At 61.1% G+C, this 23216-nt stretch carries 27 protein-coding genes; 16 read left to right on the forward strand and 11 right to left on the reverse strand.

Going from position 1 to position 23216, the window contains the following annotated elements:
• Positions 1 to 61: 61 nt before the first annotated feature.
• The gene (locus KSS96_RS17605) at positions 62 to 502 is read left to right on the forward strand and encodes a hypothetical protein (protein WP_065877407.1); all 441 of its coding nucleotides are present in this window, start codon (positions 62 to 64) and stop codon (positions 500 to 502) included.
• The gene (locus KSS96_RS17610) at positions 499 to 903 is read left to right on the forward strand and encodes an META domain-containing protein (RefSeq protein WP_017527215.1); all 405 of its coding nucleotides are present in this window, start codon (positions 499 to 501) and stop codon (positions 901 to 903) included. The genes KSS96_RS17605 and KSS96_RS17610 overlap by 4 nt, the downstream gene beginning before the upstream one ends.
• A 74-nt stretch (positions 904 to 977) precedes the next feature.
• Here KSS96_RS17610 and KSS96_RS17615 read toward each other — a convergent pair whose 3' ends face one another.
• Positions 978 to 1439, reverse strand: a complete 462-nt coding sequence (locus KSS96_RS17615; protein WP_017527214.1) for a TlpA family protein disulfide reductase — start codon at positions 1437 to 1439, stop codon at positions 978 to 980.
• A 115-nt stretch (positions 1440 to 1554) separates the two neighbouring features.
• Between KSS96_RS17615 and arsC the strand changes: the two genes are divergently transcribed.
• Genes arsC through KSS96_RS17630 form a run of 3 tightly spaced genes read left to right on the forward strand, consistent with a single transcriptional unit; the run spans position 1555 to position 2925 of the window.
• Entirely contained in the window at positions 1555 to 1908 is a 354-nt protein-coding gene (arsC, locus tag KSS96_RS17620; protein ID WP_017527213.1) for an arsenate reductase (glutaredoxin), read from the forward strand.
• On the forward strand, positions 1905 to 2519 hold the full coding sequence (wrbA, locus tag KSS96_RS17625; RefSeq protein WP_017527212.1) for an NAD(P)H:quinone oxidoreductase: 615 nt from the start codon (positions 1905 to 1907) through the stop codon (positions 2517 to 2519). The genes arsC and wrbA overlap by 4 nt, the downstream gene beginning before the upstream one ends.
• Positions 2503 to 2925, forward strand: a complete 423-nt coding sequence (locus tag KSS96_RS17630; protein ID WP_017527211.1) for a DUF2069 domain-containing protein — start codon at positions 2503 to 2505, stop codon at positions 2923 to 2925. Before wrbA ends, KSS96_RS17630 begins: the two co-directional genes overlap by 17 nt.
• On the opposite strand, the gene KSS96_RS17635 is transcribed toward KSS96_RS17630, so the two are convergent.
• Entirely contained in the window at positions 2919 to 3590 is a 672-nt protein-coding gene (locus tag KSS96_RS17635; protein ID WP_217855157.1) for a DNA-3-methyladenine glycosylase I, read from the reverse strand. The two genes, KSS96_RS17630 and KSS96_RS17635, sit on opposite strands and share 7 nt — an antisense overlap.
• A gap of 68 nt (positions 3591 to 3658) precedes the next feature.
• Complete coding sequence (gene ttcA, locus KSS96_RS17640; protein ID WP_017527209.1) at positions 3659 to 4483, reverse strand: tRNA 2-thiocytidine(32) synthetase TtcA; 825 nt, start codon at positions 4481 to 4483, stop codon at positions 3659 to 3661.
• Between the two features lie 361 nt (positions 4484 to 4844).
• On the opposite strand from ttcA, the gene KSS96_RS17645 reads away from it, so the two are divergent.
• Both KSS96_RS17645 and KSS96_RS17650 read left to right on the forward strand, forming a co-directional pair.
• A complete protein-coding gene (locus KSS96_RS17645) occupies positions 4845 to 5447 on the forward strand; it encodes a Yip1 family protein (RefSeq protein ID WP_017527208.1) in 603 nt (200 codons plus the stop codon).
• 128 nt (positions 5448 to 5575) lie between these two features.
• On the forward strand, positions 5576 to 6070 hold the full coding sequence (locus KSS96_RS17650) for a SprT family zinc-dependent metalloprotease (protein ID WP_017527207.1): 495 nt from the start codon (positions 5576 to 5578) through the stop codon (positions 6068 to 6070).
• 40 nt (positions 6071 to 6110) lie between these two features.
• Here KSS96_RS17650 and KSS96_RS17655 read toward each other — a convergent pair whose 3' ends face one another.
• The gene (locus KSS96_RS17655) at positions 6111 to 7286 is read right to left on the reverse strand and encodes a CaiB/BaiF CoA transferase family protein (protein WP_065877413.1); all 1176 of its coding nucleotides are present in this window, start codon (positions 7284 to 7286) and stop codon (positions 6111 to 6113) included.
• 157 nt (positions 7287 to 7443) lie between these two features.
• Here KSS96_RS17655 and tusD point away from each other — a divergent pair, with 157 nt between their 5' ends.
• The 6 genes from tusD (at position 7444) to KSS96_RS17685 (ending at position 10880) form a co-directional block, all read left to right on the forward strand.
• The gene (gene tusD, locus KSS96_RS17660; protein WP_065877414.1) at positions 7444 to 7836 is read left to right on the forward strand and encodes a sulfurtransferase complex subunit TusD; all 393 of its coding nucleotides are present in this window, start codon (positions 7444 to 7446) and stop codon (positions 7834 to 7836) included.
• 1 nt (position 7837) lies between these two features.
• Positions 7838 to 8188 carry a sulfurtransferase complex subunit TusC gene (gene tusC / locus KSS96_RS17665; protein ID WP_068937037.1) on the forward strand — a complete coding sequence of 117 codons (351 nt, stop codon included), beginning with the start codon at positions 7838 to 7840 and terminating at the stop codon, positions 8186 to 8188.
• Complete coding sequence (gene tusB, locus KSS96_RS17670; protein ID WP_068937038.1) at positions 8188 to 8466, forward strand: sulfurtransferase complex subunit TusB; 279 nt, start codon at positions 8188 to 8190, stop codon at positions 8464 to 8466. Before tusC ends, tusB begins: the two co-directional genes overlap by 1 nt.
• Positions 8463 to 8798, forward strand: a complete 336-nt coding sequence (locus KSS96_RS17675; RefSeq protein ID WP_068937039.1) for a TusE/DsrC/DsvC family sulfur relay protein — start codon at positions 8463 to 8465, stop codon at positions 8796 to 8798. Before tusB ends, KSS96_RS17675 begins: the two co-directional genes overlap by 4 nt.
• A complete protein-coding gene (locus tag KSS96_RS17680; protein ID WP_065877416.1) occupies positions 8795 to 9796 on the forward strand; it encodes a glycosyl transferase family protein in 1002 nt (333 codons plus the stop codon). Before KSS96_RS17675 ends, KSS96_RS17680 begins: the two co-directional genes overlap by 4 nt.
• Before the next feature lie 88 nt (positions 9797 to 9884).
• A complete protein-coding gene (locus KSS96_RS17685; RefSeq protein WP_065877418.1) occupies positions 9885 to 10880 on the forward strand; it encodes a glutathione S-transferase family protein in 996 nt (331 codons plus the stop codon).
• Between the two features lie 107 nt (positions 10881 to 10987).
• On the opposite strand, the gene cysG is transcribed toward KSS96_RS17685, so the two are convergent.
• The 6 genes from cysG to ftsK are packed head-to-tail and all read right to left on the reverse strand — an operon-like array spanning position 10988 to position 18487.
• Positions 10988 to 12382 carry a siroheme synthase CysG gene (cysG, locus tag KSS96_RS17690; protein WP_017527199.1) on the reverse strand — a complete coding sequence of 465 codons (1395 nt, stop codon included), beginning with the start codon at positions 12380 to 12382 and terminating at the stop codon, positions 10988 to 10990.
• The gene (serS, locus tag KSS96_RS17695) at positions 12383 to 13663 is read right to left on the reverse strand and encodes a serine--tRNA ligase (RefSeq protein WP_017527198.1); all 1281 of its coding nucleotides are present in this window, start codon (positions 13661 to 13663) and stop codon (positions 12383 to 12385) included.
• A gap of 16 nt (positions 13664 to 13679) precedes the next feature.
• Positions 13680 to 14054: a fluoride efflux transporter CrcB gene (gene crcB / locus KSS96_RS17700; protein ID WP_017527197.1), complete on the reverse strand. Its 375-nt coding sequence runs from the start codon at positions 14052 to 14054 to the stop codon at positions 13680 to 13682.
• Positions 14051 to 15376, reverse strand: coding sequence for a replication-associated recombination protein A (locus tag KSS96_RS17705; RefSeq protein ID WP_017527196.1), 1326 nt, complete (start codon positions 15374 to 15376; stop codon positions 14051 to 14053). The genes crcB and KSS96_RS17705 overlap by 4 nt, the downstream gene beginning before the upstream one ends.
• A 27-nt stretch (positions 15377 to 15403) precedes the next feature.
• Entirely contained in the window at positions 15404 to 16027 is a 624-nt protein-coding gene (lolA, locus tag KSS96_RS17710) for an outer membrane lipoprotein periplasmic chaperone LolA (RefSeq protein WP_016975527.1), read from the reverse strand.
• A gap of 54 nt (positions 16028 to 16081) precedes the next feature.
• On the reverse strand, positions 16082 to 18487 hold the full coding sequence (ftsK, locus tag KSS96_RS17715; protein WP_017527195.1) for a DNA translocase FtsK: 2406 nt from the start codon (positions 18485 to 18487) through the stop codon (positions 16082 to 16084).
• A gap of 485 nt (positions 18488 to 18972) precedes the next feature.
• On the opposite strand from ftsK, the gene aat reads away from it, so the two are divergent.
• The 3 genes from aat (at position 18973) to infA (ending at position 20736) form a co-directional block, all read left to right on the forward strand.
• Complete coding sequence (gene aat, locus KSS96_RS17720; protein ID WP_017527194.1) at positions 18973 to 19653, forward strand: leucyl/phenylalanyl-tRNA--protein transferase; 681 nt, start codon at positions 18973 to 18975, stop codon at positions 19651 to 19653.
• Between the two features lie 56 nt (positions 19654 to 19709).
• Positions 19710 to 20417: an arginyltransferase gene (locus KSS96_RS17725; RefSeq protein WP_017527193.1), complete on the forward strand. Its 708-nt coding sequence runs from the start codon at positions 19710 to 19712 to the stop codon at positions 20415 to 20417.
• Positions 20418 to 20517: 100 nt separating this feature from the next.
• A complete protein-coding gene (gene infA, locus KSS96_RS17730; RefSeq protein WP_002553999.1) occupies positions 20518 to 20736 on the forward strand; it encodes a translation initiation factor IF-1 in 219 nt (72 codons plus the stop codon).
• A 186-nt stretch (positions 20737 to 20922) separates the two neighbouring features.
• On the opposite strand, the gene clpA is transcribed toward infA, so the two are convergent.
• Entirely contained in the window at positions 20923 to 23193 is a 2271-nt protein-coding gene (gene clpA / locus KSS96_RS17735; protein WP_065877422.1) for an ATP-dependent Clp protease ATP-binding subunit ClpA, read from the reverse strand.
• Between the last annotated feature and the right edge of the window lie 23 nt (positions 23194 to 23216).

Consider the following 23216-nt stretch of genomic DNA (forward strand, 5'->3'; position numbering starts at 1 on the left):
CATACCAGGCTCATGATAGGCCGGCACCCGTGATAGGATGCCGCGCCTATTTGGAGGATCCATGGCCGAACACGATTTCCGCTTCAGCTTGCTGAGCCCGCAACACACCCTGATCGAATGCCGCGCCCTGGTGCCGGGCCGTTACCAAGTCACCGGCAACGGTGGTTCGATCAAGCATGGCGACGTACTGATCGTCACCCTGCGCGGCAGTAAAACCCTGTCGATGCGCCTGACCGTCGAAGGCGATGCGCGTTACTCCATCCGCCCGGCCGGCCAATGGGTCGCCATGGCTCAGGGGCCCAAATTCGGCGAATTGGAAATTCACACCTGGAAGGTCAACTGCGACAGCTGCGACAGCGTGCTGGAGTTTGAATTCGCGGTGGAAACCAAGCTGACCAAAGAGCCGCTGCAACCCGCCGCCAACGCGCGTATCAAAGAACTGGGCTGGACCAGCGAAGGCGACAAGCACCGCTGCCCGAAATGCCAGCAGGCTGCGCAATGAAACGCTTGCTGCTGCTCGCCGCCATCGGGGCTGCCCTGAATGGCTGCGCCGGTGACGGGGTAAAACTCAAGCAAGATCACAGCTACGTGGTGGAGTGGATCGGTGAGCGGCCATTGATGGATTACGCGCACCTGACCGTGACCCTCGGCGCCGATGGTCGCGCCTATGGCAATGGCGGTTGCAACCACTGGTTTGCACCGTACACCCTGGACGGCAACACGCTCACCTTCGGCACGCTGGGCAGCACCCGCAAGCTGTGCGGCGAAGCCTTGATGGAGCAGGAAAACCGCTTCTTCCAGGCCCTGCGAGGCGTGCAGCGCTGGGACATCTCGCCGATCGAACAGACACGGTTCTGGCCGGCCGAGGGCAAGCCGATTCGCTTGTGGCTTGAAGAAGGCTGATCCTGACTCCGACTGGATCGAGATCCAAATGTGGGAGGGGCTTGCTCCTCCCACATTTGATTTGAGGTGTTGCTTTAACCGCGCAAGGCCTTGAGCTTGGCCAGTACGCCCTGCGCCGTCTGCTCACCCATCAGCTGCTCACGCACCTTGCCTTTGTCATCGATGATGTAGGTGACCGGCAGTGCTTCGCTGCGCGGAATATCAAAGATCCCTTCCGGGTTCTGCGCCAGTACGGTGAACTTGATGCCCAGTTTGTCGCTGGCCGCCTTCAGCTCTTCCCCCTGCACATTGTCGAAGTTGACCCCGAACACCCCCACGTTCTGCGCCTTGAGTTGTTCGGCCAGGGCGTTGAGTTCAGGGATTTCCGTGCGGCACGGGCCACACCACTCCGCCCAGTAGTTGACCACCAGCCATTGCTTGTCCAAACGTTGGGCCGCGACTTTCTGACCGTACTGGTCAACACCGTAGTCATTCCCGCAGCCGCTGAGCAGCAGGGTTGTAATGATCGCCAATGCACCGATCAGTCGACTTGTCATGGGGTAATCCTTCGCAAAAATGAACGTTGGCTGCGAGCTATCGCCTCTTACGGTTTAAGGACGGGGCGCCGCGCGGGTAGAATACTCGCCACCTTACGCAAGATGCGACCCGCACATGACCGATCTGACGCTTTATCACAACCCGCGCTGCTCGAAATCCCGCGGTGCGCTCGAACTGCTCGAAGCGCGCGGCCTCACTCCCACCGTCGTGCGCTACCTGGAAACCCCACTGAACGCCGCGCAAATCAAGGCCCTGCTCGCCAAGCTCGGGCTCAACGCGCGCCAATTGCTGCGCACTGGCGAAGACGAATACAAAAGCCTCAACCTGGCCGACGCCAGCCTCAGCGAAGCGCAACTGATCGCCGCTATCGCCGCGCACCCCAAGTTGATGGAACGCCCGATCCTGGAAACCGCCGACAAGGCCGTCATTGGCCGCCCACCGGAAAACCTGCTGGAGATTCTGCCGTGACCACTGCGTACGTGCTGGTGTTGTATTACAGCCGCAACGGCTCGGTCAGTGAAATGGCCCGGCAAATCGCCCGGGGCATCGAGCAAGGCGGGATGGAAGCGCGCCTGCGTACCGTGCCGGCGATCTCCACCGAGTGTGAAGCCGTGGCGCCGAGCATTCCGGACGAAGGCGCGTTGTATGCGAGCCTCGACGACCTCAAGCACTGCTCGGGCCTGGCCCTGGGCAGCCCGACACGTTTCGGCAACATGGCCGCGCCGCTCAAGTACTTCCTCGACGGCACCAGCAACCTGTGGCTCACCGGCGCGCTGGTCGGCAAGCCGGCCGGGGTGTTTACGTCCACCGCCAGCCTGCACGGCGGCCAGGAAACCACACTGATGTCGATGCTGTTGCCGTTGTTGCACCACGGCATGCTGATTACCGGCCTGCCCTACAGCGAACAAGCCTTGCTCGACACCCAAGGCGGCGGCACGCCGTATGGCGCCAGCCACCATTCCGGGCCAGACGGCAAGCGCCTGCTCGATCAACATGAAATCGCGCTGTGCCGGGCCTTGGGCCTGCGCCTGGCCACCACCGCCACGCTGCTGGAGAACGGCCGTGGCCAGAAAACCTAAGGTTCTGCCGCCCCAGGCGTGGCTGGAGCCGCGTGTCAAGGTTGCTCGGGCGCTGAGCCTGCTGGCGTTCTTCGCCCTGGTGGGGTTGTTGTGCGTGTATTACCTGTTTGTGGCCGACCTGCATGGCGCACGGCCGTGGGTGATCCTGCTGATCGAACTGGTGCCACTGCTGGTGCTGGCGCCGGGGATCTTGGTCGGCAGCGCACGAGGGCATTCGTGGATGTGCTTTGTGGTGAACCTGTATTTCATCAAGGGCGCGCTGGCGGCCTATGACCCGAACCGGCAGGGGTTCGGGGTGCTGGAGATGCTGGCGAGTCTGGCGGTGTTTTGTACGGCGCTGCTGTACGTACGCTGGCGGCATCAGTTGAACCGGCGGCTGGCGGCAGCCTCACCTGAGCCTCAGTGATTCACCGTATACGCCAGCATCATCGACAACTGGCACATCGGCCGCCCACTCTCGGCGTGCCACTGGTTGAACGCGCCCTGCACCGCTGCCAAATCGCGCAGACTGGTGGGGGCCTTGTCGACGATTTTCTGTGCGTTCAGGGCCGCCACTACGTCATAGCTCGGCACGAACGTGTCCTTGCCGACCATGCGCAAGAAACGCGGCGCCGACAGCCCGCCCAGTTGATGGCCGTGTTTGCTCAGGTACTTCCACAACCCGACGATGTCGGTCACCGGCCAGTCGGCGATAAACGCACCGAAGCTGCCCTTCTCCTGCTCAATGTCGAGGATCATCTGCGCGTTGCGCGGTACGCTCTTGAGCTTGCCCAGGTGCCGGATGATCCGCGTGTCCTGCATCAGGCGCTCAAGGTGCTCGGCGCCCATCAGCACGACTTTTTCCGGGTCGAAACCGAAAAACACCTGCTCGAACGCCGGCCATTTGGCGTCCACCACGCTGTGCTTCAAGCCCGCACGGAATACCCGCAAAGCCAGGGTAGACAGATAGCGGTCATCACTGATCCTGCGCAATTGCTCAGGGGTCTTGGGTACAGGCAGATGGGCGTCCAACTCGGCCGCTGAACCAAAGCGGTTCAGACAATATTCGTGCAGCCACTTGTAATCGCGCATGCCCTCTCCTGGGGATAGAAAATGAAAACGGCGCCTGTGAGCGCCGTCTTTCAGAGCGTTGAAAAACGTTAGAGGTTCACAACATTGACGAAACGCGACGCTGCGGTCTCATCAATTTTCAGGCTGGTGAAGTCGAACAGGTTGCGGTCGGCCAACTGCGACGGGATCACGTTCTGCAGGCTGCGAAAGATACTGTCGGTACGGCCTGGCGTCTTGCTTTCCCAATCCAGCAGCATCTCTTTGACCACCTGGCGCTGCAGGTTTTCCTGGGAGCCACACAGGTTGCACGGGATGATCGGGAACTGCTTGAGGTCGGAGTAGGCCTGGATGTCCTTCTCGTTGCAATACGCCAGTGGGCGAATCACCACATTGCGTCCGTCATCGGCACGCAGCTTGGGCGGCATGGCCTTGAGCGAGCCGTTGAAGAACATATTCAGGAAGAAGGTCTCGACGATATCGTCACGGTGATGACCCAGGGCCATCTTGGTCGCGCCGATTTCGTCGGCAAACGTATAGAGCGTGCCACGGCGCAGGCGCGAGCACAGCGAGCAGGTGGTCTTGCCTTCCGGAATAAGCTCCTTGACCACCGAATACGTGTCTTTTTCGACGATGTGGTACTCGATGCCCAGTGCTTTCAGATAGGCCGGCAGCACATGCTCGGGAAAGCCCGGTTGTTTCTGGTCCATGTTGACGGCGACGATCTCGAACTTGATCGGCGCGACCTTTTGCAGGTGCAACAGCACGTCGAGCATGGTGTAGCTGTCTTTACCGCCAGAGAGGCAAACCATGACCTTGTCGCCATCCTCGATCATATTAAAATCGGCGACTGCTTCACCGGCCAGGCGGCGCAGGCGTTTTTGCAGTTTGTTCTGGTTGACCGTGAGAGTGCCCATTGCGCTTGGATCCGCTAAAGGTGTGTGACGAAAAGCGCAGCATTTTACCTTCATGAACGACCGAGTTCCATGGTGGGCGGGGGTTTGCTCCCGACGCGTTATATCGGGCGCCTGTTTATTAACCGACCCACTGCCATCGGGAGCAAGCTACCTCCCCCCTTAAAATGCATGCCTGCCACAGACCTCGGCGCGATTACGCCCGGTATTTACAGCGCGATTTGCTCTAAAGGCCCTACAGTCATTCCGGTCATACCTTCCTATACTGCGACATGAGGTCGCACACATATCCAGACCTTTCAGGCCATTTGGCCCGTGGGCGCTCCGATGGGGGGCGATGGTAATAACGACAGGAGTGACTGGCATGATCCATCACGTCGTGGGGCTGTTTACCCATCCCGACCAGGAATGGCGGGAAATCCGTGGCGATAAAGAAGAAAGCATCGGCCACATGTACTTCACTCACACCCTGATTCTCGCGGCGATCCCCGCGATTTCAGCGTTTATCGGCACCACCCAGGTCGGCTGGGTCATCGGCAACCGCGCGCCGGTGATGCTGACCCAGGAAAGCGCGTTATGGATGACCATCATGTCGTACGCGGCCATGCTCGGCGGCGTGGCGGTGATGGGCGCCTTCATTCATTGGATGGCGCGCACCTATGATGCCAGCCCCAGCATGGCGCGCTGCGTGGCCTTTGCCACCTACACCGCCACGCCACTGTTTATCGGCGGGCTGGCCGCGCTGTACCCGCATATGTGGCTGGGCATGGTCGTGGGCACGGCGGCGATCTGCTACACGGTGTACCTGCTGTATGTAGGGTTGCCGACCTTCATGAACATCGATCCGGACGAAGGCTTTCTGTTTTCCAGCTCGGTGCTGGCTGTAGGCCTTGTGGTGCTGGTAGCGATCATGGCGTTCACCGTGATCGTCTGGGGCCTGGGCGTAGGCCCGATTTATACCAACTGACCCGACAACCCCCAAGGCAAAGCCACCGCAAGGTGGCTTTGTGCGTGATGCACGACCATTCGGCGCCTGACAGATTCGGAAACACACGGTTGTGCGGCATACTGGGCCTCTCTGGAGATAGGTACAGCATGCCCGAGCAACTCAATACCCGCGTCGAAGAGTGTTTCCTGCAAGCCGAATTCTTTTTCAAACGAAGCTTCAAACGCCCCCAGGTCAGCCTCAAGCTGCGGGGCCAAAAAGCCGGTGTCGCGCATTTGCACGAGAACCTGCTGCGCTTCAACCCACAGCTGTACCGTGAAAACAGCCAACATTTCCTGAAGCAGACCGTAGCCCACGAAGTGGCGCACCTGATCGCTCACCAATTATTCGGCGAACGCATCCAGCCCCATGGCGAGGAATGGCAATTGATCATGCGTGGGGTCTACGAACTGCCGCCGGACCGTTGTCACACCTATGCCGTGAAACGCCGCCAGGTGACGCGCTACATCTACCGTTGCCCGTGTGCCGACAGCGACTTTCCATTTTCGCCGCAGCGCCATGGAATGGTGGGCCAGGGGCGGCGGTATTTGTGCAGGCGGTGTCGGCAGACCCTGGTGTTTACCGGGGAAACCCGGGTGGAATAGGGACCTTATCGGGAGCAAGCCCCCGATAGCGCCAGATCAGTCACCCAACCACCTTGGCGTGCCGCAGTTCGGCTATGCGCTGAGCACTCAGCCCCAACTGCGCCAACACCTCATCACTGTGCGCACCCACCGCGACACCCATATGCCGAGGCGCCGGCAACCCCTCGGAAAACTTCAGCGGGCAGGCCAGTTGCGCCTGTGTCGAGCCATCGCCCCGGGGTACTTGGCTCACCAGTTCGCGCGCTTTCAATTGGGGATGTTCCGCCGCCTCGGCGAAACTCAACACGGGCTCCACACACGCATCCAGCTCGGCAAACAGCACACACAGTTCGTCAAAACTGCGCGTCTCGAATTCCACCTGCAACGCCTGTTTCAGCGCCGGTTGTCGCTCCGGGTCCAGGCCCCACGCAGCCAACTCGGGCCGCCCTAACGCCATGCATAACTGCTGCATAAACGCCGGCTCCAGGCTGCCGACCGACATCCAGCGGCCATCGCGGGATCGGTAGTAATCGTAGAAGCTGCCCCCATTGAGCGCGTGTTTTTCCCACCCAGGCTCTACCCCGCACGCCAGGTAACCCGCACCCGCCATAGCGTTGAGGCTGAATGAGCAGTCGGTCATGCTCACATCCAGGTATTGCCCCACCCCGCTCTGCTGTCGGGCGATCACCGCCGCCAACAACCCCACCACCGCGTGCAAAGAACCGCCGCCCACGTCCGCCAGTTGCACGCCCAACGGCAACGGCCCGCTGCCCTGGCGCCCGGTGTGGCTGGCCAGCCCCGCCAGGGCCAGGTAGTTGATATCGTGGCCGGCACGATCCTTATAGGGGCCGGTCTGGCCATAGCCGGTGATCGACACATAGATCAACCTCGGGTTGATCGCCTTCAACGCCTCATACCCCAGGCCCAGGCGCTCCATCACGCCGGGGCGAAACTGTTCCAGCACGATGTCGTAGCCTGTGACCAGCGCGCGCACGATCTCCAGCGCTTCGGGCTGCTTGAGGTCCAGCGCCAGGCTGCGCTTATTGCGGTTGAGGTAGGCATGGCCCGCCGACGTGCCCCGGTCATGGGGCGGCAGCACACGCAACAGGTCCATACGCGTGGGCGATTCGATACGCAGCACCTCGGCGCCCATGTCCGCGAGCATCAACGATGCGAACGGGCCGGGCAGCAAGGTAGAAAAATCCAACACTTTGAGGGACGCCAAGGGACCTGACATACGAACTCCATTTGCGATTCGACTGACCACAGACTAGGCAGCCTTGGCCCTACCGGCAATCGCCGGAACAGTCACCGGCAGTGACCGTTTTGATCACGGCGGGCTTTTTCGCGGCGGCGGCTTTATCATTGGCTCACGTTTGCTTGCCGAGTGTTCCATGAAGTTTGCGATTGCCTTGTATTCCGCGGCCCACGCACCCTCCTCGCGCCGCGCCTTGCTGTTCGCCCAGGCGGCGCTGGCCGGCGGCCACGAGATTGTGCGGCTGTTTTTTTATCAGGATGGCGTGTACAGCGCATCCAACACCATCGTTGCGCCCCAGGATGAGCAAGACATTGCCCGACAATGGCGTGAGTTCGTCAGCCAACACCAGCTCGACGGCGTGGTGTGCATCGCCGCCGCGTTGCGCCGTGGCGTGCTCAACAGCGAAGAGGCCACGCGCTATCAACGCAGCGCGATCAACCTGGACGCGCCGTGGGCGCTGTCGGGCCTGGGGCAGTTGCATGATGCGATCCAGGCTGCCGACCGCCTGATCTGTTTTGGAGGGCCGTGACATGTCCAAATCCTTATTGGTGATCAGTCGCCAGGCGCCGTGGTCCGGGCCGAGCGCGCGCGAGGCGCTGGATATCGTGTTGGCCGGTGGCGCGTTTGATCTGCCCATCGGCCTGCTGTTTATGGACGATGGCGTGTTCCAGTTGGCACCGCACCAGAACGCCAAGGCCGTGCAGCAAAAAGACTTGAGTGCCAATCTGCAGGCGCTGGAGCTGTTTGGCGTCGAAGAAGTGTTCGCCTGCCGCCACAGCTTGGCCGAACGCGGGCTCGCCCCGCCCGCCAGCGCCCAGCCGCTGGACAGCGACGCTATCTCCAAGCTGATTGACCGTTACGACCAGGTGATTACCCTCTGATGTCGACTTTACATGTGCTGTCTCATTCCCCGTTTACCGATAGCCGCCTCGACAGTTGCCTGCGTGTGTGCGGCAACAGGGACGCGATCCTGCTCTGCGGCGATGGCGCCTATGCGCTGCACAGTGCGGCCCTGCAAACCCAGGGCGTGAAGGTGTTCGTGCTGAGCGAAGACATGCAGGCGCGCAATCTGCCGCTGCCGGACTGGGCCGACAGCGTGGACTTCCCAGGTTTCGTGCAACTGTCGATCGACTACGACAAGGTCAACACCTGGCTATGAACACCCTGACCCTGGGCGGGCGCCGCCTCGAACTGGACAAGGACGGCTATCTCGTCGACCTGAACGATTGGTCTCACGAGGTGGCCCATGCCCTGGCCGCCGCCGAACACCTGGAACTGACCCCGGCCCACTGGGAAATCCTTGAACTGCTGCGCGGGTTTTATGCCGAGTACCAGCTGTCCCCGGCCACCCGCCCGCTGATCAAGTACACCGCCCTGAAGCTGGGCCCGGAAAAGGGCAACAGCCTGCATCTCAACAAACTGTTCAATGGCACTCCCGCCAAACTCGCCGCCAAGCTGGCGGGCCTGCCCCGGCCGACGAATTGCTTATGACCGACTTTGCCCCACTCACTCTTGAAACACCGGCCGAGCACCCGTTTGCGCAGTTCGTGCGCATCCTGGGCAAAGGCAAGCGCGGCGCGCGCAACCTCACCCGCGAGGAAGCTCGCGAAGCCATGGGCATGCTGCTCGACGAAAAAGTCGAAGACACCCAGCTCGGCGCCTTCCTCATGCTGCTGCGCCACAAGGAAGAAAGCCCGGAAGAGCTCGCCGGTTTCACCGAAGCCGTGCGCGAACGCTTGAACGCACCCGCGCTGAATGTGGCTATCGACTGGCCGACCTACGCCGGTAAAAAACGCCATCTGCCGTGGTTCCTGCTGGCGGCCAAATGCCTGGCACACAACGGCGTGCGCATTCTCATGCACGGCGGCGGCGCTCATACGGCCGGCCGGTTGTACACCGAGCAATTGCTGCACACCCTGCAGATCCCGCTGTGCCGCAATTGGCAGCAGGTCGAAAGTGCCTACGAGCAAGGCAACCTGGCATTTATCCCGCTGGGCGACTGGGCGCCGCAGTTGCAACGCATGATCGACCTGCGCAACACCCTGGGCCTGCGCTCGCCGATCCACTCCCTGGCGCGCCTGCTCAACCCGCTGAATGCGCGCTGCGGCCTGCAAAGTATTTTCCATCCGGGTTATCAGGGCGTTCACCGCGATGCCAGCGGCCTGCTTGGCGACAACGTGATTGTGGTGAAGGGTGACGGCGGCGAAATCGAGATCAACCCGGACACGGCCAGCCACCTCTACGGCACCACCGGCGGCGCAAGCTGGGATGAAGAATGGCCCGCCCTCTCCGCCCAGCGCCACGTCAAACCGGCGACCCTGGAACCCGAGCATCTGAAAGCGCTGTGGCGTGGCGACGTCGAGGACAGCTACCCGCAACTGGCGCTGACCGCCACCATGGCACTGGCCTTGCGTGGCCTGGGGCAATCACGGGAACAGGCGTTCGAATTGGCCCGGCAGTACTGGGATGCACGGGACAGATCGATTTAATCGATTATTCACCCGCAGTCTTTGCGCTTTTAGTTCGAACTCATCCCTTTAGACTGGGCTCCAACGCTTATTAGTTGAGGAGCCAATCATGGGTTTGCTGATCGAAGGACACTGGAAAGACCAGTGGTACGAAAGTAGCGCGGACGGCGCCTTCCAGCGCGAACAGGCCCAGCGCCGCCACTGGGTGACCGCCGATGGCCAGCCTGGCCCGAGCGGCGAAGGTGGCTTCAAGGCCGAGGCCGGTCGCTATCACCTCTACGTGTCCTTGGCGTGCCCTTGGGCCCACCGCACGCTGATCATGCGCAAGCTCAAGGGCCTGGAAAGCTTGATCGACGTGTCCGTGGTCAGTTGGCTGATGCTGGAAAACGGCTGGACGTTCGATAAGGCTCACGGTTCCACCGGCGATGCCCTCGACGACTTTACCTATATGCACCAGCGCTACACCGCCGACACGGCCGACTACACCGGCCGCGTCACCGTGCCCGTGCTGTGGGACAAGCAGCTCAAGCGCATTGTGAGCAATGAATCCGCCGAGATCATTCGCATGTTCAACAGCGCGTTCAACGGGCTGACCGGCAACACGCTGGATTTCTATCCCCAGCCGCTGCGCGCAACCATCGATTCGTTGAACGAACGCATCTACCCGGCCGTAAACAACGGCGTATATCGCGCAGGCTTCGCCACATCACAGCAAGCGTATGAAAGCGCGTTTGATGATGTGTTTGCCGAGTTGGATCATCTGGAACGGCACCTGGACGACCATCGTTACCTGGCCGGCGAACACCTGACCGAGGCTGACGTGCGCTTGTTTACCACGCTGATTCGCTTTGATGCGGTGTATTACAGCCACTTCAAATGCAATCTGCGGCGGATCGCGGACTCTTCGAACCTGTCCAATTGGCTGCGGGAGATGTACCAGTGGCCTGGCGTGGCCGAGACCGTGGATTTCGAGCACATCAAGGGGCATTACTACGCCAGCCATCGGACGATCAATCCGACGGCAATTGTGCCGAAAGGGCCGTTGCAGCGGTTTGAGGGCAAGCATGATCGGGCGCGGCTGGTGGGTTCAGGGGTTTGGAGCTGATCCAAAAGATAGGGTGTGATGGATGGCCGCATCGGGAGCAAGCCACCTCCCACACCTGGAATGCGTTCCAAAGGTGGGAGGTGGCTTGCTCCCGATGCTTTTAAGCCTCACACCTGGGACTGAGCGCCTTCAAACCACTTCAGTTTCTCGCGCAATACCACCACCTCACCCACGATCACCAGTGTCGGCGCATGCACTTCATGCTCCGCCACCATGCGAGGCAAGTCCGCCAGGGTGCCGGTGAACACGCGCTGGTTGGACGTGGTGCCCTGCTGGATCAACGCCGCCGGGGTATCGGCGGCGCGTCCATGCTTGATCAACTGCTCACAGATGATCGGCAAGCCAATCAAGCCCATGTAGAACACCAGCGTTTGTGAGGGCCCGACCAGGTCCTGCCAAGGCAGATCCGAAGTACCGTTCTTCAGGTGACCGGTGATAAAGCGTACCGACTGCGCATAGTCACGGTGGGTCAGCGGAATCCCGGCATACGCCGCGCAGCCGCTGGCGGCCGTAATGCCAGGCACCACCTGGAACGGGATGCCGTGGGCCGCCAGTTCCTCGATCTCTTCGCCCCCGCGCCCAAAAATAAACGGGTCGCCGCCCTTGAGGCGCAGCACGCGCTTGCCCTGCCTGGCCAAATCCACCAGTTGCTGGTTGATCTGGTCCTGCGGCACGGCATGGTCCGCGCGACGCTTGCCGACGTACACACGCTCGGCATCACGTCGGCATAGCTCAAGAATCGCCGGGGCCACCAGACGGTCGTACAGCACCACATCAGCCTGCTGCATCAGGCGCAGCGCACGGAAGGTCAGCAGGTCCGGATCACCGGGGCCCGCGCCCACCAGGTAGACTTCACCCGGCGCGTGCGGCGGTGCGCCGTTGACTTTGTCGATCAACAGGCGCTCGGCCTCGTCGCCCTGCCCGGCCAACTGGCGGTCGGCAATCGGGCCCTGGAACACTTCTTCCCAGAACGCACGGCGCTGCTGCACGTCCGGATACAGCCCCTTGACCTGGGCCCGAAAACGCGCCGCCAACCCGGCCAATTGGCCGTAAGTGGACGGAATCCAGGTTTCCAGTTTGGCGCGGATCAAGCGTGCCAGCACCGGCGCATCGCCGCCGCTGGACACTGCAATCACCAACGGCGAGCGGTCGACGATCGCCGGGAAAATCACGCTGCACAGGGCCGGCGCGTCCACCACATTGACCGGTACGCAACGACGCTTGGCCTCGCTGGAGACTTGCGCATTCAGGGGCTCGTCGTCGGTCGCGGCGATGATCAGGGTGCAACCGTCGAGGTCGGCCTCCTGATAACCGCGCAAAATCAGTTCCCCGCCACTGCCCAGCACCAGCTCACGCAACTGGTCTTCGATCTGGGGAGCAACCACTCGCAGCACGGCACCGGCGTCGGCCAGCAGCCGGGATTTGCGCAAGGCAATCTCCCCACCACCGACCACCAGCACGCGACTGCCGCGCAGGTTATGAAACAGCGGCAGAAATTCCATTTAGCGGATGACCTCGACGCCCGCCATGTACGGCTTGAGCACCTGCGGCACACGGATCGAACCGTCGGCCTGCTGGTAGTTTTCCAGCACGGCGACCAGGGTACGGCCTACTGCCAGACCGGAGCCGTTAAGGGTGTGTACCAGTTCCGGCTTGCCGGTTTCAGGGTTGCGGAAACGCGCCTGCATGCGACGGGCCTGGAAATCACCGCAGTTGGAGCACGACGAGATCTCGCGATACTTGTCCTGGCTCGGCACCCATACTTCGAGGTCGTAGGTCTTCACGGCGCTGAAGCCCATGTCGCCGGTGCACAGCGCCAGGACGCGGTACGGCAGCTCCAGCAGTTGCAGCACGCGTTCGGCGTTGGCGGTCAGGCCTTCCAGGGCTTGCATGGAGGTCGACGGCTCAACCACCTGGACCATCTCGACTTTGTCGAACTGGTGCTGACGGATCATGCCGCGCGTGTCACGCCCCGACGCACCGGCTTCACTGCGAAAGCACGGGCTGTGGGCGACGAACTTGATCGGCAGTTGCTTGGCGTCGAGGATCTCGCCGGCCACGATATTGGTCAGCGACACTTCGGCCGTCGGGATCAGGTACAGATCGGCTTCGCCATCGCGGCTGATCTTGAACAGGTCCTCTTCGAACTTCGGCAACTGGCTGGTGCCCATCAGTGCGGGCGCCTGAACCAGGTAAGGCGTGTAGGCCTCTTCGTAGCCATGTTCGCCGGTGTGCAGGTTGATCATGAACTGCGCCAGGGCACGGTGCATGCGCGCAATCGGGCCGCGCAGCAGCGCAAAGCGCGCACCAGACATTTTGGCGGCGGTCTCAAAGTCCAGGCCACCGGTCAATTCGCCCAGGGCGACGTGGTCCTTGATCTCGAAATCAAAGGCTTTTGGCGTGCCCCAGCGGCGCACTTCGACGTTGCCGTCTTCGTCTTCGCCAATCGGCACGGACTCGTGCGGCAGGTTAGGGATGCCCAGCAGGATCGAATCCAGCTCGGACTGAATGCCCTCCAGCTCGACCTTGCCGTCGGACAGCTCGGTGCCCATGCGCTCGACGTCCGCCATCAACGGCGCGATGTCTTCGCCGCGCTGCTTGGCCTGACCGATGGACTTGGAACGCGCATTACGCTCAGCCTGCAGTGCTTCGGTGCGGGTCTGGACGGTCTTGCGCTGTTCTTCCAGCGCTTCGATGCGCGCAACATCCAAGGCAAAGCCACGGGATGCCAGGCGGTCCGCTACGTCCTGAAGGTTGCTACGTAACAGTTTGGAATCGAGCATGTCGGTCTCTCGTTTATCAAAGTTTGGTCAAGGACAGGCCGGCCCAGGTGGCGAGCAGCCCGCCGAATACACTGATGGCAGCGTAGCCAATCGCCAGCGGCACTTGCCCGCTTTCCAGCAGGCGTACGGTATCCAGTGAAAAGGATGAAAAGGTCGTCAGGCCGCCAAGAAAGCCAACCATCAGCCCGGCGCGCACCTCAATCGGTACTTCGGGGCGCACCAGGAACAGGCCATATAAAACGCCGATCAACAGGCAGCCCACGATATTAACGGCCAGCGTCGCGGTATAGAAGTGCTTGGGCCAATTCGCGCTGATCCAATTACCCGTCGCAAAGCGCAGCAGTGTACCCGCGATACCGCCCGCCGAGACGGCGACCACCAAGGGAATCATGATTTTCTCCGCTGCCTGGGACTTAAACGATCGAGTGCGGCCAGATGATTGAGCTTCTCACCGATCTTCAACTCCAGGCCACGGGGCACCGGCTGGTAGAGCGGCAAGGGCTCAAGCTCATCGGGGAAGTAGTCTTCACCGGCGGCATAGGCGTCCGGTTCATCGTGGGCGTAGCGGTATTCATCACCGTAGCCCAGTTGCTTCATCAACTTGGTCGGCGCATTGCGCAGGTGCATCGGCACTTCGAGGGAGCCGTGTTCGGCCGCCGCACGCAGGGCCGACTTGAAGCCCATGTACACCGCGTTGCTTTTTGGCGCGCAGGCCAGATAAGTGATGGCCTGCGCTACCGCCAACTCGCCTTCCGGGCTGCCGAGGCGTTCCTGCACGTCCCACGCGGCCAGGCACAGGCTCAGTGCGCGGGGGTCGGCGTTACCGATGTCTTCGCTGGCCATGCGTACCACGCGGCGGGCCAGGTACAACGGGTCGCAGCCGCCGTCGATCATCCGCGCAAACCAGTACAGCGCACCGTCCGGGTTGGAGCCGCGTACGGATTTATGCAGCGCCGAGATCTGGTCGTAGAAGGCTTCGCCGCCCTTATCGAAACGACGACGGGTGTCACCGAGCAGGCTCTGCAACAGGTCGACGCCAATTTCGCTGCCATCTTCGGCGAGGTCGGAGGCGTTCTCCAGCAGGTTGAGAAAACGTCGGCCGTCGCCATCGGCGGCGGTGAGCAGGATCTTGAAGCCTTCGTCGCTGACGCTCAGTTGGCGCTTGCCCAGGCCTTTGTCTTCGCTCAAGGCACGCTGCAGCAGCTTTTGCATCGCCCCTTCATCCAGGCTCTTGAGCACATAGACCCGCGCCCGCGAGAGCAAGGCATTGTTCAGTTCGAACGAGGGGTTTTCGGTGGTGGCGCCGATAAAGATCAGCGTGCCGTCCTCAACATACGGCAGGAACGCATCCTGCTGCGACTTGTTGAACCGGTGCACTTCGTCGACAAACAGAATCGTGCGCTTACCGTACTGCCCAGCCTGCTGTTTGGCGACCTCCACCGCCTGGCGGATCTCCTTGACCCCGGCCAGCACCGCCGAGACTGTTTCAAAGTGCGCATCCGAGACTTTCGCCAGCAGCCGTGCCAGGGTGGTTTTACCCACCCCCGGCGGCCCCCAGAAAATCATCGAATGCAGCGCACCCTGCTCCAGGGCTTCGCGCAAAGGCTTGCCGCGAGCGAGCAGGTGTTCCTGACCGACGTACTCATCCAGGTTGGTCGAGCGCAAGCGTGCGGCCAGGGGCTGGGCAATCGGGTCACTTCGAAACAGGTCCATGGGCAGCGTTTGAAACCTCTGGGCAGTTTATTCCTGGATCACGTCGGCACCCTTGGGGATGTCGAACTTGAACTTGGACGCAGGTACCGGCTGGTTGGCCTTGACCCCGCTGAACAGGATATCGGTGCGCTGGCCCACACTGTCGACCAGGCGCATGTTGTTGATCACGCCGTTGCCGAACGACAGGGACAGCGTGTCAAACAGCGTGTCCTTGGATTTGGGCTTGAGGGTGAACTCGATGACGTTGCTGGTCTGCTTGGAGGTGATGTCAAAGCTGTCGTTGATTTTCGACACATCACCCGACAGCAGCAGCGCTGGAGTCTGGTTCAGGCGTGGGTCCAGCTTCTTGATGGTGGCCTGCTCCAGGTCCGGGTCCCACAGGGTAACCTTCTGGCCATCGGAAACGATGGTCTGCTCGGCCTTGCCCTCGGTGTGCCAGTAGAACAGCCCTGGGCGCTGCACGGCCATCTCCCCCGCGGTTTCCTGCAACTGGGTGCCACCGGCATCCAGGGTCAGCTGGGAGAAGCGCGCGGTCAGGGTCTGGGATTTGTCCAGCAGGTTCTTCAGGCTGGCCACCGAAGCCGGGTCAGCGTGAGCCGAAACAGCGGTCAGGGCCAGGGCCGGCAACAACAGCATGCGGATAAGGCGCATGGGAGTCCTCATTGAGTAGTCAGGACGTGCCGCGTATTGCCACGCGGCACGGGATCAGTCGCGCATCTGCCCGGGGGCGATGATTTCACGCGAGCCGTTGGTGTTCATTGCGGTGACGACGCCGGCGTGTTCCATGGCTTCGATCATGCGGGCAGCGCGGTTATAGCCGATCTTCAGCTTGCGCTGCACGGCGGAAATCGAGGCCCGGCGGCTTTCCAGCACGAATGCCACGGCTTCGTCGTACAGCGCGTCGGTCTCGGCGTCATCGTCGCCACCGCCGCTGCCGCCGTCGAAGCCACTGCCGGCCTCTTCGACACCCGCCAGGATATCGTCGTTGTATTCCGGGGCGCCGCGCAGCTTCCAGGCTTCCACCACGCGGTGAACCTCATCGTCGGAGACAAAGGCGCCGTGCACGCGGATCGGCAGGCTGGTGCCTGGCGGCATGTAGAGCATGTCACCATGGCCCAGCAATTGCTCGGCGCCGCCCTGGTCGATGATGGTGCGCGAGTCGATCTTGCTTGATACCTGGAACGCCATGCGCGTCGGGATGTTGGCCTTGATCAGACCGGTGATCACATCCACCGATGGGCGCTGGGTGGCGAGGATCAAGTGGATACCGGCCGCTCGCGCCTTCTGGGCGATACGGGCGATCAGTTCTTCAACCTTCTTGCCGACGATCATCATCATGTCGGCGAATTCATCGACCACGACCACGATGGTCGGCAGCTTGCTCAACAATGGCGCTTCGTCGTGGATGCTTTCGCGCTTGTACAGCGGGTCGGTCAACGGCGTGCCGGCGTCCTGGGCTTCCTTGACCTTGGCGTTGAAGCCCGACAGGTTGCGCACGCCCATCTTCGCCATCAGCTTGTAGCGGCGTTCCATCTCGGCAACGCTCCAGCGCAGGGCGTTGGCGGCGTCCTTCATGTCGGTGACCACCGGGCAGAGCAGGTGCGGAATGCCTTCGTAGATCGACAGTTCCAGCATCTTCGGGTCGATCATGATCAGCTTGGCGTCATCCGGGCCGGACTTGAACAGAATCGACAGGATCATCGCGTTCACGCCCACCGACTTACCGGAACCGGTGGTACCGGCCACCAACAAGTGAGGCATTTTTGCAAGGTCAGTGATCACCGGCTTGCCGCCGATATCGTGACCCAGCGCCAGGGTGACCGGCGATTTGAAGTTGTCGTATTCCGGCGTCGACAGCACCTCTGAGAAGCGCACGATCTGGCGGTCTTCGTTAGGGATCTCGATACCCACAGTGGTCTTGCCGGGAATCACCTCCACCACACGCACGCTGGTCACGGCCAGGGAGCGGGCCAGGTCCTTGGCCAGGTTGGAGATGCGGCTGACTTTCACACCGGCGGCCGGCTGGATTTCGTAACGGGTGATCACCGGGCCGGGGTGGATTGAGTCAACCGAGACCTCGACGCCGAATTCCTTGAGCTTGATTTCCAGCAGGTGGCCGACGGCCGCCAGGGATTCCGGGGAATAATTGAGTTGTTTCTTTTCAGCCGGGTCAAGAATCGAGATGGGCGGCAAGGTGCCTTCAACCGCGCTGTCGACAAACAGTGGCGCCTGCTTCTCTTTCTGCACGCGATGGCTCGGCTCGGGGGCCTTGGGCGGCGCGGGAGCGATCACCGGCGGCACCTGCTTCTCGCGGTCCGACATGTGCTTGCTCAGGGCCTGCTCGCGTTCGATCAGGCGTTCCTTGACCTTGGCCTGCTCGCGGCGGTCCGGCGTACTTGGGGCCACCACCTCGTTGACGCGGGTGTCGACTTCACGCAGTTGCGCGACCATGCGCTTGCGCTCGACACGGGCCGCCCACCAGCGATTGGCGGCGCCCTGGAACAGCTCCAGCAGGTCAAGGGTGATCTTGCCGGTCACGTCCATCACCTTGAACCACGACAGGTCAGTGAACACCGTAAGGCCGAACAGGAACAACGCGATGAACATCAAGGTGCTGCCCTGGATATTCAGGGTCTTGCGCGCCAGGTCGCCAAGGCTTTCGCCCAGCGCCCCGCCCGCGCCCGCCGGCAGGCCGGTAGGCGCATGGAAATGAATATGCGCCAGCGCCGCGCCGGAGAGCACCAGGAACACTAGGCCGATCAGGCGCCAGGAAAACAGCCAGCCGCTCCATTGCCACGGCTCGTGGCGCTGGCGGAAGATCTGCCAGGTCTTGATCGCCAGCAGCAAGGGAAAGATGTAAGCGAAGTAACCGAGCACCATGAACAGGATATCGGCGCTGTAGGAGCCCACCGGCCCGCCGAAGTTCTGCACATCGTCGATCTTGCTGTTGTGGCTCCAGCCCGGATCGTCCTTGCCATAGGTGAGCAACGCCATGATCAGGAACAGGCACAACGCGCCGATCGCGATCAGCGCACCTTCCTTGAGGCGATAATGCAGGTGCTGGCGCCAGGCCGGCACGACTGTCTTGGGTGCTGCGGTGGATTTCTTCAAAACGGGTCTATTCCTGCGCCTTTAGCGCGTCCATCTGTTAAATGACGATACATACTGCCCAATCCGAGCAGCTGAAAAATGAACGATCTACTTTTAACACTGCGCGATTGATTCACGAAACGGCGATAACGCCACAATGGCCGCATTGTACGGGTTTGTGTCTCCGATGCCACGCCCTGCCACTCAGCCGGCAGCCCAGTCAATTGGCGTGTCATAAGGTGCTCAATTTGAGCATGCATTGTCTTTGCTGACAAAGGCTTATGAGCTGTTTTTACCAATCCAGGCCAGCTTGGCAAATGGCCTGCATGGCTCAGACCCGATTACGACCACGCCTCAGGCATAGAGTTGCAGAAACACCCGCTCACGCTAATCCACCTTCATGGCTGATTCGGGCTGGCCCGATGGCGCTGCGTCGACAATAATCAACACGTTTGGGGCAGGCGCCATCCCTGCCACTCCCCTCCCCTTCCGTAAGCCTGGATACCATGCTGACTTGGTTACAACGCGACTCCCTGACCTTCCCACCGCTGGCCAAAGCCATGCGCGAACCCAACGGCCTGCTGGCCGCGGGCGGCGACCTGTCGGCCGAGCGGCTGGTGCAAGCCTACCGCCACGGCTGCTTTCCGTGGTTCTCACAGGGTCAGCCGATCCTCTGGTGGTCGCCGGACCCACGCACGGTGATCTTTCCGGACGAACTGCATGTATCGCGCAGCCTGGGTAAACTGTTGCGCCAGCAGCGTTACCGCGTGACCTTCGACCAGGACTTCGCCGCCGTTATCCAGGCCTGCGCCGCGCCGCGCGCGTATGCCGATGGCACCTGGATCACCGAAGGCATACAAGCTGCCTACCTGGAACTGCACCAACGCGGCTACGCGCATTCGGTGGAGGTGTGGGACGACGGCAAGCTGGTGGGCGGCCTGTATGGTTTGGCGATGGGCCAGTTGTTTTTCGGGGAGTCGATGTTCAGCCGCGCCGACAACGCCTCCAAATTCGGCTTTGCCACGCTCGTCGGGCAACTGAAGGCCTGGGGTTTTGTGCTGATCGACTGCCAGATGCCCAATGATCACCTGCACAGCCTGGGCGCTCGCGCCATATCGCGCAGCGACTTCGCCGGCTTTCTGCGCAACCATCTGGACCAACCCAGCTCTGGGCCGTGGGTTTCGTAGGCGACATTCGCCCACCTGGCTTACACTTATTTCAAAGCTTACCCCGAGGGTTGATCATGACCGAGTTGGCGCGTTTGAAGTTCTATGCCACTCAACCCCACTCTTGCAGCTATCTGCCCGACGAGCAGGCCACCACGCTGTTCCTCGACCCCAGCCAGCCTATGGACGTGCACGTGTACGCCGATCTCTCGGAAATGGGGTTTCGGCGCAGTGGCGATCATCTGTACCGGCCCCATTGCCAGAACTGCAATGCCTGCGTGCCGGCTCGCATTCCCGTGGCTCAGTTTCTGCCGGACCGCAACCAGAAGCGCATTCTCAAGCGCAACGCCGACCTGACAGTGACGTCGAGCAAGCCACGCTTTACCGAAGAGTATTTCGATCTTTACCAACGCTATATCGAGCAACGGCACGCCGACGGCGATATGTTCCCGCCCAGCCGCGACCAGTTTTCAACGTTTCTGGTGCGCGACCTGCCCTTTTCGCGGTTCTACGAGTTTCGTGCGGACGGCCGCCTGGTGGCCGTGGCGGTGACCGATTTGCTGCCGAACGGCCTTTCGGCGGTCTATACCTTCTACGAGCCGGCCGAGGAGCGCCGTAGCCTCGGGCGCTTTGCGATCCTGTGGCAAATCGGCGAGGCGCTGCGCCTGGAACTGGAGGCGGTGTACCTCGGATATTGGATAAAAAACTGCAAAAAGATGAACTACAAGACCCAATATCGGCCCATTGAGCTACTGATTAATCAAAGATGGGTCACGCTTAACTAGAACCCCTTGGCTTAAACACCCTTTTTCGGGCACAATGCACGCCGCTTTTGCCTGGCGCAGTTGCACCGGGCCATTCACTGGATACCGAGGGCTTTACTGCATGTCGAAAGAAGACAGCTTCGAAATGGAAGGCACTGTCGTCGACACCCTGCCCAACACCATGTTTCGTGTGGAGTTGGAAAATGGGCACGTCGTAACCGCGCATATCTCCGGCAAGATGCGCAAGAACTACATTCGTATTCTTACCGGTGACAAAGTGCGCGTCGAGCTGACGCCCTATGACTTGAGCAAAGGGCGCATCACTTACCGCGCTCGCTAAGCAAGTCAATACAAAACGCCCGGTTATGCCGGGCGTTTTTGTGTGCATAGGATTTCTCAAGCACTGAGCAATTCTGTGGGAGGGGGCAAGCCCCTCCCACATTTGATCTGTAATTGTTTTGATGACCGTATTCCAAGGCAGCAAAAAGGCGCCTTTCGGCGCCTTTTGCTTTGTTGCAACCCGCTATCAGGCCATTTCAGCCGTGGTTTCGAACTCGAAGGTCAGCTCGCCATCCTTCAGGTCGATATGCACCACGCCACCATGGTCGGACAGTTCGCCAAACAGGATCTCTTCGGCCAATGGCCGCTTGATCTTGTCCTGGATCAGACGTGCCATTGGGCGCGCGCCCATTGCCGCGTCGTAACCACCCTCCGCCAGCCAGTTGCGCGCCGCGTCGGTTACATCCAACTGCACGCGCTTGTCTTCCAACTGCGCCTGAAGCTCGGTAAGGAACTTGTCCACCACGCTCTTGATAACCTCATGGCTGAGGCGACCAAACTGGATAATGGTGTCCAGACGGTTACGGAACTCCGGCGTGAAGCTCTTCTTGATCACTTCCATCGCATCGGAGGAGTGATCCTGATGCGTAAAGCCGATCGAAGCCCGCGCAGCCGTTTCGGCACCGGCGTTAGTGGTCATGATCACGATCACGTTGCGAAAGTCCGCCTTGCGCCCGTTATTGTCGGTCAGGGTCCCGTGATCCATGACCTGCAACAGCAGGTTGAAGACTTCCGGGTGGGCCTTTTCGATTTCATCGAGCAACAATACGCAATGGGGTTGCTTGGTGATTGCCTCGGTCAACAGACCGCCCTGGTCGAAGCCGACATAGCCCGGAGGCGCACCGATCAGGCGCGACACAGTGTGGCGCTCCATGTACTCGGACATGTCGAACCGCACCAGCTCAATGCCCATGGCCTTGGCCAACTGCCGCGCCGCCTCGGTCTTGCCGACACCGGTAGGACCGGCGAACAGGAACGAACCAACAGGCTTGTCCGGCGATTTGAGGCCCGCACGCGACAACTTGATCGCGGTAGACAGCGAGTCGATAGCCGCATCCTGGCCGAACACGGTCAGCTTGAGGTCGCGCTCCAGGTTACGCAGCAACTCCTTGTCGGAGCTGGTGACGTGTTTTGGCGGAATCCGCGCGATCTTCGCCACGATATCCTCGACCTGAGGTACATCGATGCGCTTCACCCGCTTCTCGACCGACTGCAAGCGCTGATAGGCACCCGCTTCATCGATCACGTCAATAGCCTTGTCCGGCATGTGACGGTCGTTGATGTAGCGCGACGCAAGCTCCGCAGCGGCACGTAGCGCCTCATCGGTGTACTCGATGCCATGGTGCGCCTCAAAACGCCCCTTGAGCCCGCGCAGGATGCCGATGGTGTCTTCGACCGAAGGCTCGGAGACGTCGACTTTCTGGAAGCGACGCGCCAGGGCACGGTCTTTTTCGAAGATCCCACGGAATTCCTGGAACGTGGTCGAGCCGATGCAGCGGATATCACCCGACGACAGCAATGGCTTGAGCAGGTTGGAGGCGTCCATCACGCCACCGGATGCCGCACCGGCACCAATGATCGTATGGATCTCATCGATAAACAGGATCGCCTGTGGGCGTTTTTTCAGTTCACCGAGCAGCGCCTTGAAGCGCTTCTCGAAATCGCCGCGATATTTGGTCCCGGCGAGCAACGCACCCAGATCAAGGGAGTAGACGACACTGTTGGCCAGCAGGTCCGGGACCTGGTTGTCGACAATACGCTTGGCGAGACCTTCGGCAATCGCGGTTTTACCCACACCCGCCTCGCCCACCAGCAATGGGTTGTTCTTGCGACGACGCGCCAGGATCTGCGCTACACGCTCAACCTCAAGCTCACGCCCCACCAGCGGATCGATCCGCCCCTGACGCGCCAGCTCGTTGAGGTTGCTGGCATAGGCATCCAGCGGGTTGCTTGAAGAAGAAGACTCACCGCCCTCGTCGTCCTGCATATCCTGCTCACCCTCGGAATGATCGCCGTGCCCAGGCACCTTGGAGATACCGTGAGCGATGTAGTTGACGACATCGATGCGGGCAACGCTCTGCTGCTTGAGCAGGAACACTGCTTGGCTTTCCTGTTCGCTGAAGATCGCCACAAGCACATTGGCGCCAGTGACTTCACGCTTACCGGAGCTCTGTACGTGGAACACAGCGCGCTGCAATACCCGCTGGAAGCCCAGGGTCGGCTGGGTTTCGCGGTCCTCGTCATGCACGGGGATCAGTGGCGTGGTGGAGTCGATAAACTCCTGCAGGTCATGCTTGAGTTTGTCGAGGTTGGCGCCGCACGCACGCAACACGGTGGCGGCAGCTTCATTGTCCAAAAGTGCCAGCAAAAGGTGTTCGACGGTCATGAATTCATGACGCTTCGAACGAGCCTCCTTGAAGGCAAGATTGAGGGTGACTTCGAGCTCGCGGTTTAACATAGCTTCACCTCATACCCAAGTGG

Origin of the sequence: Pseudomonas asgharzadehiana (genome assembly GCF_019139815.1) — a bacterium.
In the GTDB taxonomy this organism is placed as follows: Bacteria; Pseudomonadota; Gammaproteobacteria; order Pseudomonadales; family Pseudomonadaceae; genus Aquipseudomonas; species Aquipseudomonas asgharzadehiana.

Excerpts from the sequence above, each read along its gene's own strand:
- KSS96_RS17605 (WP_065877407.1), top strand. The coding sequence starts at position 62 with ATGGCCGAACACGATTTCCGCTTCAGCTTGCTGAGCCCGCAACACACC.
- KSS96_RS17610 (WP_017527215.1), top strand. The coding sequence starts at position 499 with ATGAAACGCTTGCTGCTGCTCGCCGCCATCGGGGCTGCCCTGAATGGC.
- KSS96_RS17615 (WP_017527214.1), bottom strand. The coding sequence starts at position 1,439 with ATGACAAGTCGACTGATCGGTGCATTGGCGATCATTACAACCCTGCTG.
- arsC (WP_017527213.1), top strand. The coding sequence starts at position 1,555 with ATGACCGATCTGACGCTTTATCACAACCCGCGCTGCTCGAAATCCCGC.
- KSS96_RS17635 (WP_217855157.1), bottom strand. The coding sequence starts at position 3,590 with ATGCGCGATTACAAGTGGCTGCACGAATATTGTCTGAACCGCTTTGGT.
- ttcA (WP_017527209.1), bottom strand. The coding sequence starts at position 4,483 with ATGGGCACTCTCACGGTCAACCAGAACAAACTGCAAAAACGCCTGCGC.
- KSS96_RS17645 (WP_017527208.1), top strand. The coding sequence starts at position 4,845 with ATGATCCATCACGTCGTGGGGCTGTTTACCCATCCCGACCAGGAATGG.
- KSS96_RS17650 (WP_017527207.1), top strand. The coding sequence starts at position 5,576 with ATGCCCGAGCAACTCAATACCCGCGTCGAAGAGTGTTTCCTGCAAGCC.
- KSS96_RS17655 (WP_065877413.1), bottom strand. The coding sequence starts at position 7,286 with ATGTCAGGTCCCTTGGCGTCCCTCAAAGTGTTGGATTTTTCTACCTTG.
- tusD (WP_065877414.1), top strand. The coding sequence starts at position 7,444 with ATGAAGTTTGCGATTGCCTTGTATTCCGCGGCCCACGCACCCTCCTCG.
- tusC (WP_068937037.1), top strand. The coding sequence starts at position 7,838 with ATGTCCAAATCCTTATTGGTGATCAGTCGCCAGGCGCCGTGGTCCGGG.
- tusB (WP_068937038.1), top strand. The coding sequence starts at position 8,188 with ATGTCGACTTTACATGTGCTGTCTCATTCCCCGTTTACCGATAGCCGC.
- KSS96_RS17675 (WP_068937039.1), top strand. The coding sequence starts at position 8,463 with ATGAACACCCTGACCCTGGGCGGGCGCCGCCTCGAACTGGACAAGGAC.
- KSS96_RS17680 (WP_065877416.1), top strand. The coding sequence starts at position 8,795 with ATGACCGACTTTGCCCCACTCACTCTTGAAACACCGGCCGAGCACCCG.
- KSS96_RS17685 (WP_065877418.1), top strand. The coding sequence starts at position 9,885 with ATGGGTTTGCTGATCGAAGGACACTGGAAAGACCAGTGGTACGAAAGT.
- cysG (WP_017527199.1), bottom strand. The coding sequence starts at position 12,382 with ATGGAATTTCTGCCGCTGTTTCATAACCTGCGCGGCAGTCGCGTGCTG.
- serS (WP_017527198.1), bottom strand. The coding sequence starts at position 13,663 with ATGCTCGATTCCAAACTGTTACGTAGCAACCTTCAGGACGTAGCGGAC.
- crcB (WP_017527197.1), bottom strand. The coding sequence starts at position 14,054 with ATGATTCCCTTGGTGGTCGCCGTCTCGGCGGGCGGTATCGCGGGTACA.
- KSS96_RS17705 (WP_017527196.1), bottom strand. The coding sequence starts at position 15,376 with ATGGACCTGTTTCGAAGTGACCCGATTGCCCAGCCCCTGGCCGCACGC.
- lolA (WP_016975527.1), bottom strand. The coding sequence starts at position 16,027 with ATGCGCCTTATCCGCATGCTGTTGTTGCCGGCCCTGGCCCTGACCGCT.
- aat (WP_017527194.1), top strand. The coding sequence starts at position 18,973 with ATGCTGACTTGGTTACAACGCGACTCCCTGACCTTCCCACCGCTGGCC.
- KSS96_RS17725 (WP_017527193.1), top strand. The coding sequence starts at position 19,710 with ATGACCGAGTTGGCGCGTTTGAAGTTCTATGCCACTCAACCCCACTCT.
- infA (WP_002553999.1), top strand. The coding sequence starts at position 20,518 with ATGTCGAAAGAAGACAGCTTCGAAATGGAAGGCACTGTCGTCGACACC.
- clpA (WP_065877422.1), bottom strand. The coding sequence starts at position 23,193 with ATGTTAAACCGCGAGCTCGAAGTCACCCTCAATCTTGCCTTCAAGGAG.